Origin of the sequence: Nitrogeniibacter mangrovi (assembly GCF_010983895.1) — a bacterium.
GTDB lineage: Bacteria > Pseudomonadota > Gammaproteobacteria > Burkholderiales > Rhodocyclaceae > Nitrogeniibacter > Nitrogeniibacter mangrovi.
The window spans coordinates 1,493,528-1,509,545 of the sequence record NZ_CP048836.1 but is presented as its reverse complement, the minus strand read 5'-3'; the positions used below and the strand labels follow the sequence as shown (position 1 = coordinate 1,509,545).

Annotated in this window: 12 protein-coding genes and 1 tRNA gene; 4 read left to right on the top strand and 9 right to left on the bottom strand. The window is 65.3% G+C overall.

Annotation, left to right across the window (positions count from 1 at the left end):
* The first annotated feature begins 58 nt into the window (after positions 1 to 58).
* The 4 genes from G3580_RS06975 (at position 59) to G3580_RS06960 (ending at position 8,495) form a co-directional block, all read left to right on the top strand.
* Entirely contained in the window at positions 59 to 958 is a 900-nt protein-coding gene (locus tag G3580_RS06975) for a hypothetical protein (RefSeq protein ID WP_173764575.1), read from the top strand.
* 8 nt (positions 959 to 966) lie between these two features.
* Positions 967 to 2,706, top strand: coding sequence for a cytochrome C (locus G3580_RS06970; protein WP_173764574.1), 1,740 nt, complete (start codon positions 967 to 969; stop codon positions 2,704 to 2,706).
* 122 nt (positions 2,707 to 2,828) lie between these two features.
* Positions 2,829 to 6,035 carry a cytochrome C gene (locus G3580_RS06965; RefSeq protein ID WP_173764573.1) on the top strand — a complete coding sequence of 1,069 codons (3,207 nt, stop codon included), beginning with the start codon at positions 2,829 to 2,831 and terminating at the stop codon, positions 6,033 to 6,035.
* A gap of 24 nt (positions 6,036 to 6,059) precedes the next feature.
* Positions 6,060 to 8,495, top strand: coding sequence for an outer membrane protein assembly factor BamD (locus G3580_RS06960; RefSeq protein WP_173764572.1), 2,436 nt, complete (start codon positions 6,060 to 6,062; stop codon positions 8,493 to 8,495).
* Positions 8,496 to 8,560: 65 nt separating this feature from the next.
* On the opposite strand, the gene G3580_RS06955 is transcribed toward G3580_RS06960, so the two are convergent.
* The 9 genes from G3580_RS06955 to thrS form a co-directional block, all read right to left on the bottom strand.
* A tRNA-Pro gene (locus G3580_RS06955) sits at positions 8,561 to 8,637 on the bottom strand.
* A gap of 47 nt (positions 8,638 to 8,684) precedes the next feature.
* Positions 8,685 to 9,068: a MerR family transcriptional regulator gene (locus G3580_RS06950; RefSeq protein ID WP_173764571.1), complete on the bottom strand. Its 384-nt coding sequence runs from the start codon at positions 9,066 to 9,068 to the stop codon at positions 8,685 to 8,687.
* A complete protein-coding gene (locus tag G3580_RS06945; protein ID WP_173764570.1) occupies positions 9,052 to 9,354 on the bottom strand; it encodes an integration host factor subunit alpha in 303 nt (100 codons plus the stop codon). Before G3580_RS06945 ends, G3580_RS06950 begins: the two co-directional genes overlap by 17 nt.
* Positions 9,355 to 9,365: 11 nt before the next feature.
* Complete coding sequence (gene pheT / locus G3580_RS06940) at positions 9,366 to 11,744, bottom strand: phenylalanine--tRNA ligase subunit beta (RefSeq protein WP_173764569.1); 2,379 nt, start codon at positions 11,742 to 11,744, stop codon at positions 9,366 to 9,368.
* 6 nt (positions 11,745 to 11,750) lie between these two features.
* Positions 11,751 to 12,782 carry a phenylalanine--tRNA ligase subunit alpha gene (pheS, locus tag G3580_RS06935; RefSeq protein ID WP_173764568.1) on the bottom strand — a complete coding sequence of 344 codons (1,032 nt, stop codon included), beginning with the start codon at positions 12,780 to 12,782 and terminating at the stop codon, positions 11,751 to 11,753.
* Positions 12,783 to 12,848: 66 nt separating this feature from the next.
* Entirely contained in the window at positions 12,849 to 13,208 is a 360-nt protein-coding gene (gene rplT, locus G3580_RS06930) for a 50S ribosomal protein L20 (RefSeq protein ID WP_173764567.1), read from the bottom strand.
* A 12-nt stretch (positions 13,209 to 13,220) separates the two neighbouring features.
* Complete coding sequence (gene rpmI, locus G3580_RS06925; RefSeq protein ID WP_173764566.1) at positions 13,221 to 13,418, bottom strand: 50S ribosomal protein L35; 198 nt, start codon at positions 13,416 to 13,418, stop codon at positions 13,221 to 13,223.
* A 121-nt stretch (positions 13,419 to 13,539) separates the two neighbouring features.
* A complete protein-coding gene (gene infC, locus G3580_RS06920; RefSeq protein WP_173768654.1) occupies positions 13,540 to 14,064 on the bottom strand; it encodes a translation initiation factor IF-3 in 525 nt (174 codons plus the stop codon).
* A 29-nt stretch (positions 14,065 to 14,093) separates the two neighbouring features.
* The gene (gene thrS, locus G3580_RS06915) at positions 14,094 to 16,010 is read right to left on the bottom strand and encodes a threonine--tRNA ligase (protein WP_173764565.1); all 1,917 of its coding nucleotides are present in this window, start codon (positions 16,008 to 16,010) and stop codon (positions 14,094 to 14,096) included.
* Positions 16,011 to 16,018: the final 8 nt, after the last annotated feature.

The following is a 16,018-nucleotide window of genomic DNA, read 5'->3' as shown; positions in this document are numbered from 1 at the left end:
GCATTCGTGTGAAATATTCCCACATTTTTGATTCATGGCTGACGCCGCAGGAATTCCCATGTCCGCCCCAGTCACCGTCATCGGTACGGCATCGCCGCGCCCTGCCCGCTCCTCCGCGCCCGCCGCCCCGCGCGAGCGTACCTGGCCCCTGCTGCTGGCGGTGGTGGTCATGATTGCCGTGACGGCCACCATCGGCCGCGCCGGCCTGTATGAACCGGGCGACGACCTTGGCTACTATCTCGGCCTGAGCGGCGCGCTGATGATGGCGACCCTGTTGCTCTACCCCCTGAGAAAGCGCATCCGGCCCCTGCGCCGCCTGGGGCCGATGCGTCACTGGTTCCGCTACCACATGGTGTTCGGCATCGCCGGCCCGATCCTGGTGCTGCTCCATTCGACCTACCGCATCGAATCGCTCAACGCCGGCGTGGCCCTGGTGTCGATGGCGCTGGTGGCGGCCAGCGGCCTGATCGGCCGCTTCCTGTACGTGCGCATCCATCACGGCCTGTACGGCCAGCGCGCCACGCTGGAGGAATTCCAGACGCTCTCCGGCCTGGCCAACCGCGCTGTGCGCTCGCAGCTGTTCTTCGTCCCGGAGGTGGAGCAGGCCTTGCTGAGCTTCGAGCGCGACGCGCTGGCGCCGACGGCCGGCCCGGGGCGCCTGATCCGCTTCGTCCTCCTCGGCCCGCGCGCGCGCCTGCTCTACTGGCGCGCCCTGCCCCGTATCCGTACCGCGCTCAGGGCACGTGCCGAGGCGCGCCACTGGGATCGCGCCAAGACGCGCCGGCGCATGCGCAAATCGCGCAAGCTGGTCCTCGGTTATCTGCGGGCGGTGCTGCGGGTGGCCCAGTTCAATGCCTTCGACCGCCTGTTCTCCCTGTGGCACGTGGTGCACGTACCCTTGCTGTACCTGCTGGTGCTCAGCGCCGTGATTCACGTGATCGCGGTGCACATGTACTGAGCCGACGCATGCGAGTCCTGTTCGTTCTTCTGTGCCTGATGGGATGGGCACCCCTTGCCGCGAGCCAGAGCATCGAGTCGATCATCATGCCGGGCGAGCTGATCGCCGGCCATGCCAAGCTCGAGGCCAATTGCGAGAACTGCCATGTGCGCTTCAAGAAGAAGGAGCAGGACCGGCTGTGCCGCGACTGTCACAAGCCCATTCGCGCCGACATCGCGGCGAAACGCGGCTACCACGGCCGACTCAAGCCGCAGCCCTGTCGGAACTGCCATACCGACCATGAGGGCCGCAACGCTCGCATCGTGCATCTGGACACGAAGACCTTCGACCATCACCTGACCGACTACGCGCTCGCGGGCAAGCACACGACGGTCAAATGCACCTCTTGCCACCTGCCGGGCAAAAAGCACCGCGACGCCCCGGGCCAATGCGTGGACTGCCACCGCAAGGACGACACCCACAAGGGCGGGCTGGGGCCCAAATGCGCCGACTGCCATGACGCGCGCGACTGGAAGCGCACCCGCTTCGACCATGACACGACGGATTTCAAGCTGCGTGGCGGTCACACCCAACCGGCCTGCACCGACTGCCACGCCAACAACCGCTTCAAGGACACCCCGACCCAGTGCGTGGCCTGCCACCGTGACGACGACCCTCACAAGGGCCGCTACGGTGAGAAGTGCGCCAGCTGCCACCAGGACAGCGACTGGAAACGCCTGAGCTTCGATCACGACCGGGATACCCGCTACGATCTGATCGGGCGCCACGCCCAGGTCAAGTGCGATTCGTGCCACACCGGGTCGCTCTATCGCGACAAGCTCGCCACCCGGTGCGTGTCCTGCCATCGCAGCGACGATCCGCACAAGGGCGCCCTGGGCGAGCAGTGCGAGAACTGCCACGCGGAGTGGTCGTGGAAGCGCACCCGCTTCGACCATGCGAAGACCGACTTCCCGCTCCTGGGCAAGCACCTGAACACGCAATGCGAGTCCTGTCACAAGACCGCGCGCTACAAGGACGCGCCGACCCGCTGCGTCGCCTGCCATGCCGACGACGACAAGCACAAGAAGCGCTTCGGCGACAAATGCGACAGCTGCCACGGTGCCGACGACTGGAAGACCATCCGCTTCGATCATGATCGGGACACCCAGTACCCGCTGCGGGCCAGACACCGGCAGGTGACATGCGAAAGCTGTCACACCGGTTTTCTGTACGAAGTGAAGCTCGAACAGACCTGCGTGTCCTGCCACAAGACCGACGACGTCCACAAAGGCCAGCTCGGTGCCCGCTGCGACCAGTGCCATGCGGAGGACGACTGGAAGCGCACCGGCTTCGACCATGGGCGGTCCCGCTTTCCGCTGCTCGGCCGTCACCAGGTCGCCCGATGCGCCGACTGCCACAAGGCCGCCACCTACCGGGACGCACCCACCGCCTGCGTCTCGTGCCATCGCGAGGACGACGTCCACAAGCAGACCCTCGGCCCCAAATGCGAGAGCTGCCACAACGCGCGCGACTGGCGACTGTGGGACTTCGACCACGACAAGACCGACTTCCGACTCGACGGCGCACACCGGAAGGTTCGGTGCAGCGGCTGCCATCGTCAGCCGGTCGACAAGGCGATCACCCTGGCGACGAGCTGCGTGTCCTGCCACGCGGGCGACGACGTGCACGAGGGCGCATTCGGCAAACGGTGCGAGCGCTGTCACGTGAGCGAACGCTTCACCGACGTCAGCGCGTTGCACCAGCGCTGAGCATCGCTGTTGCAAAACACGATTGCATAAATCGTTGACGTGGGAAATTTACCCGCATACACTCGCCACCGTCATGGGAATTTTTCCCATACCCTGTTTTCCGCTTCCGAGAGGACCGATCGATGGCCCGACATCCGGCCCAATCGCGCCGCCCTGGCCCGGGGTGGCCGCCCGCCCTGCCGGCCTGGTGCCTGCACCTGTGCCTGTGGCTGTCGATCCTGCTGTGGTCCGGATGGGCCGGCGCCCAGGTCTCGAGCGTGGCCGATCACCTCAAGACCGGATTTCCGCTGCAGGGGGCCCACGCCGAGGCACGCTGTGAAAGCTGCCATGTGAAAGGGGTCTTCAAGGGCACGCCGCGCACCTGCGAGGGGTGCCACAACACGGGCAGCACGCTGGCGTCCACGGCCAAGCCGGCCAACCACGTGCCGACCAACGAGGCCTGCAGCACCTGCCACTCGTCCAAGGCCTGGAGCGGCGCGCGTTTCGTCCATACCAACATCACCACCAACTGCGTGAGCTGCCACAACGGCACGACCGCACCCGGCAAGAGTGCGAACCACATCCAGACCAGCGCGCCGTGCGAGACCTGCCACCAGTCCACCGCCTCGTTCCGGGCCACCCGTTTCGATCACACCGGCATCGTCGGCAACTGCGCCAGCTGCCACAACGGCAGCCGGGCCTTGGGCAAGAGCGCCAACCACATCCCGACGTCGCTGCCCTGCGAAAGCTGCCACCAGTCGACCGCCCGCTTCTCGGGCGCGCGATTCGATCATGCCAACGTCGCCCCCGGCACGTGCGCCACCTGCCACAACGGGCGCAGTGCGGCAGGCAAAAGCGCCACCCACATCCCCACCAGCCAGTCATGCGACAGCTGCCACCGCACCGGCGGCTGGACGCCCGCGAGCTTCAGCCACAGCGGCGTGACGCCCGGCACCTGTGCCACCTGTCACAACGGGCGCAGCGCGGCCGGCAAACCCGCCACGCACCTGCCGACATCGCAGTCGTGCGACAGCTGTCACCAGACGCGCGGATGGACGCCGGCGAGCTTCAGTCATACCGGCATCGCCCCCGGGACCTGCAACACCTGCCACAACGGGACGACCGCCGCCGGCAAGCCGGTCACCCACCTGCCCACCGCCCAGTCCTGCGATACCTGCCACCGCACCAGCGGGTGGACGCCGGCCACCTTCAGCCACAGCGGCGTGGCACCGGGTTCATGCGCGACCTGCCACAACGGCAGCACCGCCGCCGGAAAGCCGTCGAACCACCTGCCGACGTCCCAATCCTGCGACAGCTGCCACAGCACCAGCGGATGGGCATCGGCGACCTTCAGCCACACCGGGGTCGCGCCGGGCTCATGTTCGACCTGTCACAACGGCAGCACCGCCGCCGGCAAACCATCGAACCACCTGCCGACATCCCAGACCTGCGACACCTGCCATCGCACCACCGGCTGGATTCCCGCCACCTTCAGCCATACCGGTATCGCCCCCGGCACCTGCAACACGTGCCACAACGGCACGACCGCTGCCGGCAAACCGGCCACCCACCTGCCCACTGCCCAGTCCTGCGACAGCTGCCACCGCACCACCGGCTGGGTGCCCGCCACCTTCAGTCACACCGGCGTGACGCCGGGCTCGTGTTCGACCTGCCACAACGGCAGCACCGCCGCCGGCAAACCGTCGAATCACCTGCCGACGACCCAGTCGTGCGACAGCTGCCATCGCACCACCGGCTGGGTGCCGGCCACCTTCAGTCACACTGGCGTGACGCCGGGTTCGTGTTCGACCTGCCACAACGGCAGCACCGCCGCCGGCAAACCGTCGAACCACCTGCCGACCACGCAGTCCTGCGACAGCTGCCACCGCACCACCGGCTGGGTGCCGGCCACCTTCAGCCACACCGGCGTGACGCCGGGTTCGTGTGCGACCTGCCACAACGGCAGCACCGCCGCCGGCAAACCGTCGAGCCACATCCCGACCACGCAGTCGTGCGACACCTGCCACCGCACCACCGGCTGGGTGCCCGCCACCTTCAGCCACACCGGGGTGGCGCCGGGTTCGTGTTCGACCTGTCACAACGGCAGCACCGCCGCCGGCAAACCGTCGAGCCACATCCCGACCACGCAGTCGTGCGACACCTGCCACCGCACCACCGGCTGGGTGCCGGCCACCTTCAGCCACACCGGCGTGACGCCGGGTTCGTGTGCGACCTGCCACAACGGCAGCACCGCCGCCGGCAAACCGTCGAGCCACATCCCGACCACGCAGTCGTGCGACAGCTGCCATCGCACCACCGGCTGGGTGCCCGCCACCTTCAGCCACACCGGCGTGACGCCGGGCTCGTGTTCGACCTGCCACAACGGCAGCACCGCCGCCGGCAAGCCGTCGAGCCACATCCCGACCACGCAGTCCTGCGACACCTGCCATCGCACCACCGGCTGGGTGCCCGCCACCTTCAGCCACACCGGCGTGACGCCGGGCACCTGCAGCACCTGCCACAACGGCAGCACCGCCGCCGGCAAGCCGTCGAGCCACATCCCGACCACGCAGTCGTGCGACACCTGCCACCGCACCACCGGCTGGGTGCCGGCGACTTTCAGCCACACCGGCGTGGCACCGGGCACCTGCAGCACCTGCCACAACGGCAGCACCGCGACCGGCAAGCCATCGAATCACCTCCTCACCACTCAGTCCTGCGACAGCTGTCACCGCACCACCGGTTGGGTGCCGGCCACCTTCACCCACACCGGCGTGACGCCCGGCACCTGCAGCACCTGCCACAACGGCAGCACCGCCACCGGCAAACCGTCGAATCATTTGCCGACGACGCTGTCCTGCGACAGTTGCCACCGGACCACCGCCTGGATTCCCGCCACGTTCACGCATACCGGCGTCACACCAGGCAGTTGCGCCACTTGCCACAACGGCACGTCGGCCACCGGAAAGCCGGGCTCGCACTTCGTCACCACGCGTGCCTGCGACGCCTGCCATACCACGACCGGATGGACGCCGACGACGAGCTACACCCATCTGAGCCCGTTCTACCAGCGGCACAACTCCGGCGTCACCTGCACCTCGTGCCACACCTCGAACTCCGAGGTCATCGCGTGGCGCTATGCCGCCTACAAGCCCAACTGCGCGGGGTGTCACGCCAACCGGTTCCGCCCGGGCGAGCACGTGAAGATCAGTTCGCCGCGGGTGTATTACACGGTCGCCGAACTGGCCGACTGCTCGGGCGCCTGCCACGAGTACACCGACAGCTCGATGACCACCATCCGCCGCTCCAGAACCGGCCATCACCGTGCCACCAGCGGCAGCTTCGACTGACAAACCACAACGGAAACCGACCGGATGACGCTGCAACGTTGCCTTCGCCACCTCAGGTGGATCACCTGCCTGTTCGCCCTGCTCGCCGCCATGCCGGCAATCGGCCAGGTGCTCGACGAAATCGAGGTACAGCGCGATGGCAACGATGTGCTGGTGCGGATCCTGTTCAACGCACGCATCCAGTACCTGCGTCATTCCCCGACCGATCGCGGGGAACTGGTCCGGATCGAATTCCAGGTACTGAACGACCCGGAGGCTGCCGCCTCCTCCGCCGATGAATACCGCAAGGTGGACGGCGGTGGCCTGCTGCCTGATTTTTCCGTCACCTATTCCTCCGGCCAGGGCGGCCGGACGGTCAAGAACATCCAGTTGCGCTTCGACAAACCGGTGCACTTCAGCGTCTCCCCGGGCGAGTCGAATCGCAGCGTCGTGCTGCGCATTCCGATCGCCGCCGCGGCGGTCGCGCAGGAAGCACAACAGGCCCGCACCGCCGAGCTTCCGCTCGCACAGCGCTACATCGTCGTCCTTCACGCGCAGGACGCGCCGATCCGCAAGGTCGTCCCGATTCCCGCCGACTACCAGGCCCTGTCGCTGTTCACCGATACCATCGACGTCGACGGCGCGACGCAGTATCGCCTCAATCTTGGCTACTTCGAGGATGCTGCGGAGGCCGAACGCGTTCGCCAGGCACTGAAAAAACGCTTTCCCGAAGCCACGGTCGCGCGCATGCGCGACGACGCGACGCCACCGCCCAGCGCCAGCGTGCCGCCGCCGGCACAGACCGTGACCGCCGAATCCGCGCCCGCGACCGTGCCGCAAACCGCCGAGGAAGTCGAGGCCCAAGCCGCCACCCTCTTCGCACAAGGCAAGGCGGCGCTCGACAACGGTGACAACGCGCTGGCCATCGGTCGCTTCAACCGGGTGCTGGTCCTGCCGCCCTCGCGCTACTCGCAGCAGGCGCAGGAGCTGATCGGTCTGGCCCGCGAACGCAACGGCCAGATCCGCAAGGCGCGCGCGGAATATGAGCTCTACCTCAAGCTCTATCCGGACAGCGAAGGCGCGGCCCGTGTCGGCAAGCAGCTTGCGGCGCTCCCGGAAGCGGGCGCCGCCAGGACGGTGGGCGCCCGTGCCGCCCGGCCGGTGACGCCGATCCCGTTCACGCTCAGCGGCAGTCTGTCGCAGTTCTACTACCACGGCGCCACCCATGCCGAATCGCGTGTCAATACCGGCACCACCATCGACAAAGCGGTATTCGACGAAACCGACCAGTCCGCGCTGATCACCAACATCGATCTCACCGGCCGCTTCCGGACCGCCCAGTTCGACAACCGCCTGGTGCTGCGGGACACCAACACCGCTGATTTCCTCGGTCGCGGCAACAGTCGCAACCGGCTGACCGCCGCCTACTACGACTTCAAGTACCTGCCCATGCAGATGGGCGGACGGATCGGGCGCCAGTCGGGTCTCTCCGGCGGCGTGCTCGGACGCTTCGACGGCCTGCTGGGCGGCTACCAGTTCGCGCCCCGGTGGAAAGCCAACGTCGTGGTCGGGCAACCCGTGGAATACAACTTCGACTCATCGCGCTACTTCTACGGCGCGAACGTGGATGCCGGCACCTTTGCCGAGCACTGGAGCGGCAACGGCTACGTCATCGAGCAGAAGATCGACGATGTGGTCGACCGCCGCGCGCTCGGGGGTGACGTGCGCTACTTCGACCCGCATCTGGCCATGTACGGCCTCGTCGACTACGACACCTATTTTCGCAAGCTCAACATCGCCATGCTTCAGGGCACGCTGTCCACGGACAGCGGCTACACCTGGAACCTGCTCTACGACCGCCGCCAGACACCCACACTGCAACTGGGCAACGCCCTCATCGGCGAGACCCATTCGTCCATGCACACCCTGCTGCAAACCCTGTCCCTCGACCGGATCAAGCAACAGGCCCTGGACCGCACCGCGCTGGCGAAACTGCTCTTTGCCGGCGTCTCGCGCCAGTTCAACCCGCACCTGCAGCTGGGTGTCGACCTGCGCCTGTCGAGCATCGGCGCGCTGCCGGCCAGCGGCAACCTGCCCGCAACTCCGGCGACGGGCACCGTCCGCCACGTCAACGTGCAGGCGATCGGCTCCAACCTTTACAGCGACCGGGACATTCTCGTGTTCGATGTGGGCAGCCTGCACGGCCGGGACTACACCGGCCTGAGCGCCTCGCTCAACAGCCTCAGCGTCGTGCGCGAGCACTGGGTGCTCGAACCGGCCCTGCGGTACTACCGCCAGCGCAACGACGCAGGAACGCGCCTGCGGCGCATCACCCCCAGCCTCCGTCTCACCTATCGCTGGAAGGAATCGCAGAGCCTGGAGATGGAATTCATGCTCGAACAGTCGCAGACCGACGCCAACGGCCAGTCCGAGTCCAGCACACGCCAATTCGCATCGCTGGGCTACCGCGTCGATTTCTGACACCCGCCAGACAAATAGAAAAAGGCCAGTCATGATGACTGGCCTTTTTCATTTTTTGTTGTTACTGGTCGGGGCGGCGGGATTCGAACTCGCGACCCCTTGCACCCCATGCAAGTGCGCTACCAGGCTGCGCTACGCCCCGACACAAGCCCACAATTATAGGCAATGCGGGCCAAAACCACAATCCACTTACGCGTCTTTCAATTCATCGAGCAGGTTCGAGAGCACCTGACGGGCATTGGCGATCTTGTCCCGCAGGTCGGCCGCCTCATGCGCGTCTTCATGCGCATGGATGGCCGACGCGTTGAGCTGGTTGCGCGCCCCGGAAATGGTGAAGCCTTCCTGGTACAGCAACTCGCGGATCCGCCGGATCAGGCGCACCTCATGATGCTGGTAATAGCGGCGGTTGCCCCGGCGCTTGACCGGCTTGAGCTGGGTGAATTCCTGCTCCCAATAGCGCAGCACATGGGGCTTGACACCACACAACTCGCTGACTTCGCCGATGGTGAAATAGCGTTTGGCCGGGATCGGCGGCAGGCGGTCTTCGCCGTCGGTATTAGGACTTTCCTGCATGACTCAGGGATTCCACAGCAGCTTTGAGCTTCTGGCTGGCATGAAAGGTGACCACACGACGCGCCGTGATCGGGATCTCTTCCCCGGTTTTGGGGTTGCGACCCGGGCGTTGGGGTTTGTCGCGCAGCTGGAAGTTGCCGAAACCGGACAGCTTCACACACTCACCTCGCTCCAGCGCCATGCGAATTTCCTCGAAGAATCCCTCGACCATGTCCTTCGCTTCGCGCTTGTTCAAACCGACCTGCTCGAACAGCAGGTCTGCCAGTTCAGCCTTTGTTAATGTCATTCTCGCGTCCCTTATCCACGCAGGCGGGCATTAAAGTCGGCCTCGGCTCGTTGGACCAGTGCCGCGACCGCAGCGTCCACCTCGGCGTCTTCAAGGGTTCGTTGAGTATCTTGCATCAACACCCTGAAAGCAAGGCTCTTTTTGTCCGGATCGATGCCTTTGCCCTGATACACGTCGAACAGTTCGATCGCCCTGACGATGGGCGCAGCCGCCGCCTCGAGGGCCGCCAGAACGCTCGCCGAATCGATGCCGTGATCGAGCACCAGCGCCATGTCACGGGTCACCGCCGGCTGGCGGGAGATCGGGGCGTATTCGGGCAATCGGGCCGCCAACGCGGCATCGGCCTCGATTTCGCACACGATCGGTGCCGTGCCGAGATCATATTTCTGCACCCATTTCGGATGAATTTCACCGATGTATCCGACCGGTTCGCCATCGATGCTGATACTTGCCGAACGCCCCGGGTGGAGCGCGGGATGCTCGGCGGCGGCAAAGCGTGCCGCGACCGGGGCCAGCAGGGCCTCGACATCGGCCTTGAGATCGAAGAAGTCCACCGCCCGGCCCGGCTGCCCCCATTGCTCGGGCGCGGCCGTCCCCGCAGCCAGCAGCGCCAGACGCACCGGCTGGTGGTAGCCGGGCACGGGTTGCGCATCGGCATCGGCGACAAAGCAGCGCCCCACTTCGAAGATGCGTACGCGCGTGCTCTGGCGCTTGCGGTTGACCGTCAGCGCCTGCACGAGCCCCGGGATCAGGCTGCTGCGCATGACGTTCATCTGGCTGGCAATCGGATTGGCCAGCCGGATCGGGGCCTCGTTGCCGCACAGGTCGCGCTCCCAGGCGTCCTCGATGAACGCGTAGGTCACCACCTCCTGGAAGTCGCGATCCGCCACCAGCCGGCGCACCTGCCACAGATCACGCCGATCCTCCGGCTTGTCCAGCATCGCCAGACTGCCCTGGGGTGCCGGGGCGGGCAGCTTCTCGTAGCCGTGCAGACGCACCAGTTCTTCGATCAGATCGACCTCGATCTCGATGTCGAAGCGGTAGGACGGCGGCGTCACGATGAAGGTGTCGCCGTCGCGGCGCACGTCCAGGTGCACACGCTCGAGCAGGGATGCGATCTGGTCGTCGTCGAGGGCGATACCGAGCAGCTTGCGTGCCCGCGCGGGGCGCAGGACGACCGGCTCGCGTGCGGGCAGATCGGCGACCGATTCGGCCACCGTGACCGGACCGGGCGCGCCCCCGCAGATCTCCAGAATCAGCTGGGTCGCGCGCTCGATGGCGACCGGGCTGAGCGCGAAGTCGACACCGCGCTCGAAGCGATGGGAGGCATCCGACGAAAAGCCATACTCACGCGCCCGGCCGGCGATGGCTTCGGGCGCGAAAAAGGCCGCTTCGAGGAACAGGTCCCGGGTCGTCAGGGTGACACCGCTGTCCTCGCCCCCCATGATGCCGGCCATGCCGAGAACATTGCGCTCGTCGGCGATCAACAGGGTGTCGGCGTCCAGATCGATGGTCTGCTCGTTGAGCAGCAGGAGTTTTTCCCCCGGCGCCGCGAGGCGCGCATGAATCGCGCCGCTCAAGTGGGCGTTGTCGTAGGCATGCAGGGGCTGGCCGAGTTCGAGCATCACGTAGTTGGTGATGTCGACCAGGGCGCTGATGCTGCGGATACCGCTGCGCTCGAGCCGGCGCTTCATCCACTCGGGTGTCGATGCGGCGGCATCGACGCCCTCGATGATCCGGCCGCAGAAGCGCGGGCACGCCGCCGGCGCGTCGAGGACGACCTCGCGACGGGCATCGATGGTCGGCGGCACTGGCGCGATCGCGGGCAGCGTGAGCGGCAGATCGGTCAATGCCGCCACCTCGCGGGCCACCCCGATCAGACTCAGGCAGTCGGCCCGGTTCGGCGTCAGGCTGATTTCGATGATCGCATCGTTCAGGTCGAGCAGCTCACGCACGTCCTGCCCCACCGGGGCATCATCGCTCAGGCGGTACAGGCCGCCGTGGTCGTCCGACAGGCCCAGTTCCTTGGCCGAGCACAGCATGCCGAAGGACGCGACGCCGCGCAGCTTGGCCTTCTTGATCTCGAAGCCCGGCAGCCGGGCGCCGACCAGCGCACACGGCACCTTCATGCCGGCCTCGGCGTTGGGGGCGCCGCAGACGATCTGCAGCGGTTCGCCCTGCCCGGCATCGACCTGGCACACCTTCAGGCGATCGGCGTCGGGATGTTTTTCGGTGGACAGGATGTGCCCCACCACCACGGACGAGAAGGCCGCCGCAGCGGGTTTGATTTCCTCGACCTCGAGCCCGGCCATGGTGAGCAGATGCCCCAGCCCTTCGGTATCCAGCGCGGGATCAACAAGTGTGCGCAGCCACTGTTCTGAAAAAAGCATGTCGTCTTACCTGAATTGGCTGAGGAAACGCAGGTCGTTCTCGAAGAACAGGCGCAGATCGTGGATGCCGTAGCGCAGCATGGTCAGTCGATCCGAGCCCATGCCGAAGGCGAAGCCGGTGTATTGCTCCGGATCGATGCCGCCGTGGTGCAGCACATTCGGATGGACCATCCCGCAGCCGCCGATCTCGAGCCACTTGCCCTTGAGCTCACCATGCATGAAACCGACGTCGATCTCGGCGCTCGGCTCGGTGAACGGGAAAAAGGACGGACGGAAGCGCACCTGCAGGTCATCGGTCTCGAAGAACTTGCGCAGGAAGTCGGCAATCACGCCCTTCAGATCGGCAAAGCTGACCTGTTCGCCCACCCACAGGCCTTCCATCTGGTGGAACATCGGCGAATGGGTGGCGTCGGAATCGACGCGATACACCCGGCCGGGGACGATGATCCGGATTTCCGGCATGTGCGCGGCGCCGGCATGGCGCTCCACATGGGCACGCATGCTGCGGATCTGCACCGGACTGGTATGGGTCCGCAGCAGCACGTCGTCGTTGCCTTCGAGGTAGAAGGTATCGTGCATGGAGCGGGCCGGATGGTTTTCCGGGGTGTTCAGGGCGGTGAAGTTGAAGAAATCGGTCTCGATTTCCGGGCCGTCCGCCACCTCGAAGCCGATGGAGCGGAACAGCGCCTCGATCCGCTCCACGGTACGGCTGACCGGATGCAGCCCTCCCTTGCCGGTACCGCGCCCGGGCAGGGTCACGTCCAGCGCCTCGGCGGCGAGCTGGTGGCTCAGTTGCGCGTCGCGGATCGCCTCACGGCGGCTCTCGAGCGCTTCCTCGATGCGCGCCTTGGCGGCATTGATGCGGGCGCCGGCCTCACGCCGCGCCTCGGGCGCGAGCTGACCGAGCGATTTGAGTTGTTGCGTGATGGCGCCACTCTTGCCGAGATAGCGCGACTTGGCCACATCGAGCTGGCCGGCGTCGGCCGCCGCGGCGAAATCGCTCTGCGCCTGTGAGATGAGGGAATCGAGATCGTTCATGAACCTGCGCCATGCTTGTCAGAAAAAAAAAGGAGGCTAGGCCTCCTTTCTTTCCGCTGCGGGTGCTTACGCAGCGAGTTGGGCCTTGGCCTGCTCCGCGAGCGCGGCAAACGCCGGCTTGTCGAACACGGCCAGATCGGCCAGCACCTTGCGATCCACGTCGATGGAAGCCTTCTTGAGGCCGTTCATGAACGTGCTGTAGGTCATTCCCACCTCGCGCGAGGCGGCATTGATACGGGCGATCCACAGGGCGCGGAACTGACGCTTGCGCTGACGACGGTCACGGTACTGGTACTGACCGGCCTTCATCACCGCCTGTTTGGCGACGCGGTAGACATTCTTGCGACGACCGCGGAAACCTTTGGCCTGGGCAAGGACTTTCTTGTGACGGGCGCGTGCGGTTACACCACGTTTGACTCGAGGCATGATTCTCTCCTATCAGGCGTAGGGCAGCATGGCGCTGACCAGTTTGGCATCCGACTCGTGGACCTGGGTCGCACCACGCAGGTGGCGCTTGGCCTTGGTGGTCTTCTTGGTCAGGATGTGACGCTTGAAGGCTTGACCGCGCTTGACACTACCGCTCGCGCGCACACGGAAACGCTTGGCAGCGCCCCGCTTGGTTTTCATCTTGGGCATGAGATGCTCCTGTTTATGTCATGGTCACAGGCAGCGCTCGCGCGCATTTGTGGACCTGCTCCCACTTGTTTCGAAGGCACCGGGGCGCCTTCACCTGCAATTCGCCGAAACGGCGAAAACCTTATTTGCCCTTCTTGCTCGGCGCCATGACCATCACCATCTGGCGGCCTTCCATCTTGGGCATCTGTTCGACGTTCGCCAGTTCCCCCAGATCGGCCTTGATACGCTCGAGCTGGCGCATGCCGAATTCCTGGTGGGCCATCTCGCGGCCGCGGAAACGCAACGTCACCTTAACCTTGTCGCCATCTTCCAGGAATCGACGCAGATTGCGCAGCTTGATCTGGTAGTCGTTCTCGTCCGTACGCGGACGCAACTTGACTTCCTTGACCTGCACCTGTTTCTGCTTGGCTTTTGCCTCGTGCGCCTTCTTGGCTGCCTGGTACTTGAACTTGCCGTAATCCATGATCCGGCAGACAGGCGGCTTGGCCAAAGGGGCGATTTCCACCAGGTCGAGCCCGGCGTCTTCAGCCAGTTCCAGCGCGGCACGGATCGTCTGGATCCCGGCCTGCTCCCCTTCGGCGTCGATCAGACGCACTTCCGGCGCGGTAATTTCTTCATTAACGCGCTGCTTCTTTTCCTGAGCGATGGTTCCACTCTCCTCAATTCAGAACAATATCAGGCCGTGCCGGCACGCGATTCGATTTCGCGCTGCCAACGCTCGATCAAAGCATCGAGGGACATTTGGCCGAGGTCTTGACCACCCCGGACGCGCACGGCCACGAGCCCGGCTTCCTTTTCCTTGTCGCCCACAACGAGCAGATAAGGGAGCCGGCGTACGCTATGTTCGCGGATTTTATATGTAATTTTCTCGTTCCGCAAATCCGGAACGACCCTGAAACCGGCATTCTGGAGGCGGCGCACCACGTCCTTGACATACTCGGACTGCGGTTCGGAGATGTTCATCACCACCGCCTGCACCGGCGACAGCCACAGGGGGAAGTTGCCGGCGAAGTTCTCGATCAGGATACCGATGAAGCGCTCGAGCGAGCCGAGGATGGCGCGATGCAGCATCACCGGTCGGGCGCGCGTGTTTTCCTCGGTGACGTACTCGGCGCCGAGCCGTTCGGGGAGCACGAAATCGAGCTGCATGGTGCCGCATTGCCAGGAGCGGCCCAGCGCGTCCTTGATGTGATATTCGATCTTCGGGCCATAGAAGGCGCCTTCGCCGGGCAGTTCTTCCCACTCGACACCGGATGAACGCAGGGCCTCGCGCAAGCCTTCCTCGGCCTTGTCCCAGATCTCGTCGGTACCGGCACGCTTCTCGGGGCGCAATGACAGCATCACCGCCACGTCCTGGAAACCGAAGTCGGCATACACCTTCTTGAGCAGTTCATTGAAGGCCACCACCTCGGAGACCACCTGGTCTTCGGTACAGAAGATGTGGGCATCGTCCTGAACGAAACCGCGCACCCGCATCAGGCCATGCAGCGCCCCGGACGGTTCGTTGCGGTGGCAGGAACCGAACTCGGCCAGGCGCAACGGCAGATCCCGATAGGAATGCAGGCCGTGGTTGAAGATTTCCACGTGGGCCGGGCAGTTCATGGGCTTGACCGCGTAGTCGCGCTTCTCCGACTCGGTGGTGAACATGTTCTCGCGATAGTTCTCCCAATGGCCGGAACGCTCCCACAGGGCACGGTCCATCATGAACGGCGTTTTCACTTCCTTGTAGCCGGCCGCATCCAGCGTACGGCGCATGTACTGCTCGACCTGCTGCCACAGGGTCCAACCATGCGGATGCCAGAACACCATGCCCGGTGCTTCATCCTGCAGATGGAACAGGTCGAGCTGCTTGCCCAGGCGGCGATGATCCCGCTTCTCCGCCTCTTCGAGCATGTGCAGGTACTGGGCCTGATCGTCCTTGCTCGCCCAGGCCGTGCCGTAGATGCGCTGGAGCATCTCGTTCTTCGAGTCGCCACGCCAGTAGGCGCCGGCCACCTTCATGAGCTTGAAGACTTTGAGCTTGCCCGTCGAGGGCACGTGGGGCCCGCGGCACAGGTCGATGAAATCGCCTTCGCGATAGAGCGACACATCCTCGTCCGACGGGATCGAGGCGATGATCTCGGCCTTGTAGTGCTCGTTGATCGACTTGAAGAACGCGACCGCCTTGTCCCGCGGCCACACCTCGCGCGAGACCGGAATATCACGCTTGGCCAGTTCCTTCATGCGCTTTTCGATCCGGGCGAGATCTTCCGGCGTAAAGGGGCGCTCGTAGGAAAAATCGTAGTAGAAGCCGTTGTCGATGACCGGCCCGATGGTGACCTGGGCCTCGGGAAACAGCTCCTTGACCGCGTAGGCCAGCAGGTGCGCCGTCGAGTGACGGATCACCTCGAGCCCGTCCACATCCTTCGCCGTCACGATACCCAGCGCGACATCCGCATCGATGGTGTGACTCACATCCACCAGCTTGCCGTCGACCTTGCCGGCCAGGGCGGCACGAGCCAGCCCCTCGCCGATCGACTGCGCCACCTCGAGCACGGTGACCGGATGATCGAACTGGCGTACGGAGCCGTCGGGAAGCGTGATGTCAGGCATGTGTATCC

What these genes read in the sequence shown, in the direction of transcription:
- G3580_RS06945 (WP_173764570.1), bottom strand. Translation starts at nt 9,354, where the DNA reads ATGACATTAACAAAGGCTGAACTGGCAGACCTGCTGTTCGAGCAGGTC.
- rpmI (WP_173764566.1), bottom strand. Translation starts at nt 13,418, where the DNA reads ATGCCCAAGATGAAAACCAAGCGGGGCGCTGCCAAGCGTTTCCGTGTG.
- pheS (WP_173764568.1), bottom strand. Translation starts at nt 12,782, where the DNA reads ATGAACGATCTCGATTCCCTCATCTCACAGGCGCAGAGCGATTTCGCC.
- G3580_RS06975 (WP_173764575.1), top strand. Translation starts at nt 59, where the DNA reads ATGTCCGCCCCAGTCACCGTCATCGGTACGGCATCGCCGCGCCCTGCC.
- thrS (WP_173764565.1), bottom strand. Translation starts at nt 16,010, where the DNA reads ATGCCTGACATCACGCTTCCCGACGGCTCCGTACGCCAGTTCGATCAT.
- G3580_RS06960 (WP_173764572.1), top strand. Translation starts at nt 6,060, where the DNA reads ATGACGCTGCAACGTTGCCTTCGCCACCTCAGGTGGATCACCTGCCTG.
- rplT (WP_173764567.1), bottom strand. Translation starts at nt 13,208, where the DNA reads ATGCCTCGAGTCAAACGTGGTGTAACCGCACGCGCCCGTCACAAGAAA.
- G3580_RS06970 (WP_173764574.1), top strand. Translation starts at nt 967, where the DNA reads ATGCGAGTCCTGTTCGTTCTTCTGTGCCTGATGGGATGGGCACCCCTT.
- G3580_RS06965 (WP_173764573.1), top strand. Translation starts at nt 2,829, where the DNA reads ATGGCCCGACATCCGGCCCAATCGCGCCGCCCTGGCCCGGGGTGGCCG.
- G3580_RS06950 (WP_173764571.1), bottom strand. Translation starts at nt 9,068, where the DNA reads ATGCAGGAAAGTCCTAATACCGACGGCGAAGACCGCCTGCCGCCGATC.
- pheT (WP_173764569.1), bottom strand. Translation starts at nt 11,744, where the DNA reads ATGCTTTTTTCAGAACAGTGGCTGCGCACACTTGTTGATCCCGCGCTG.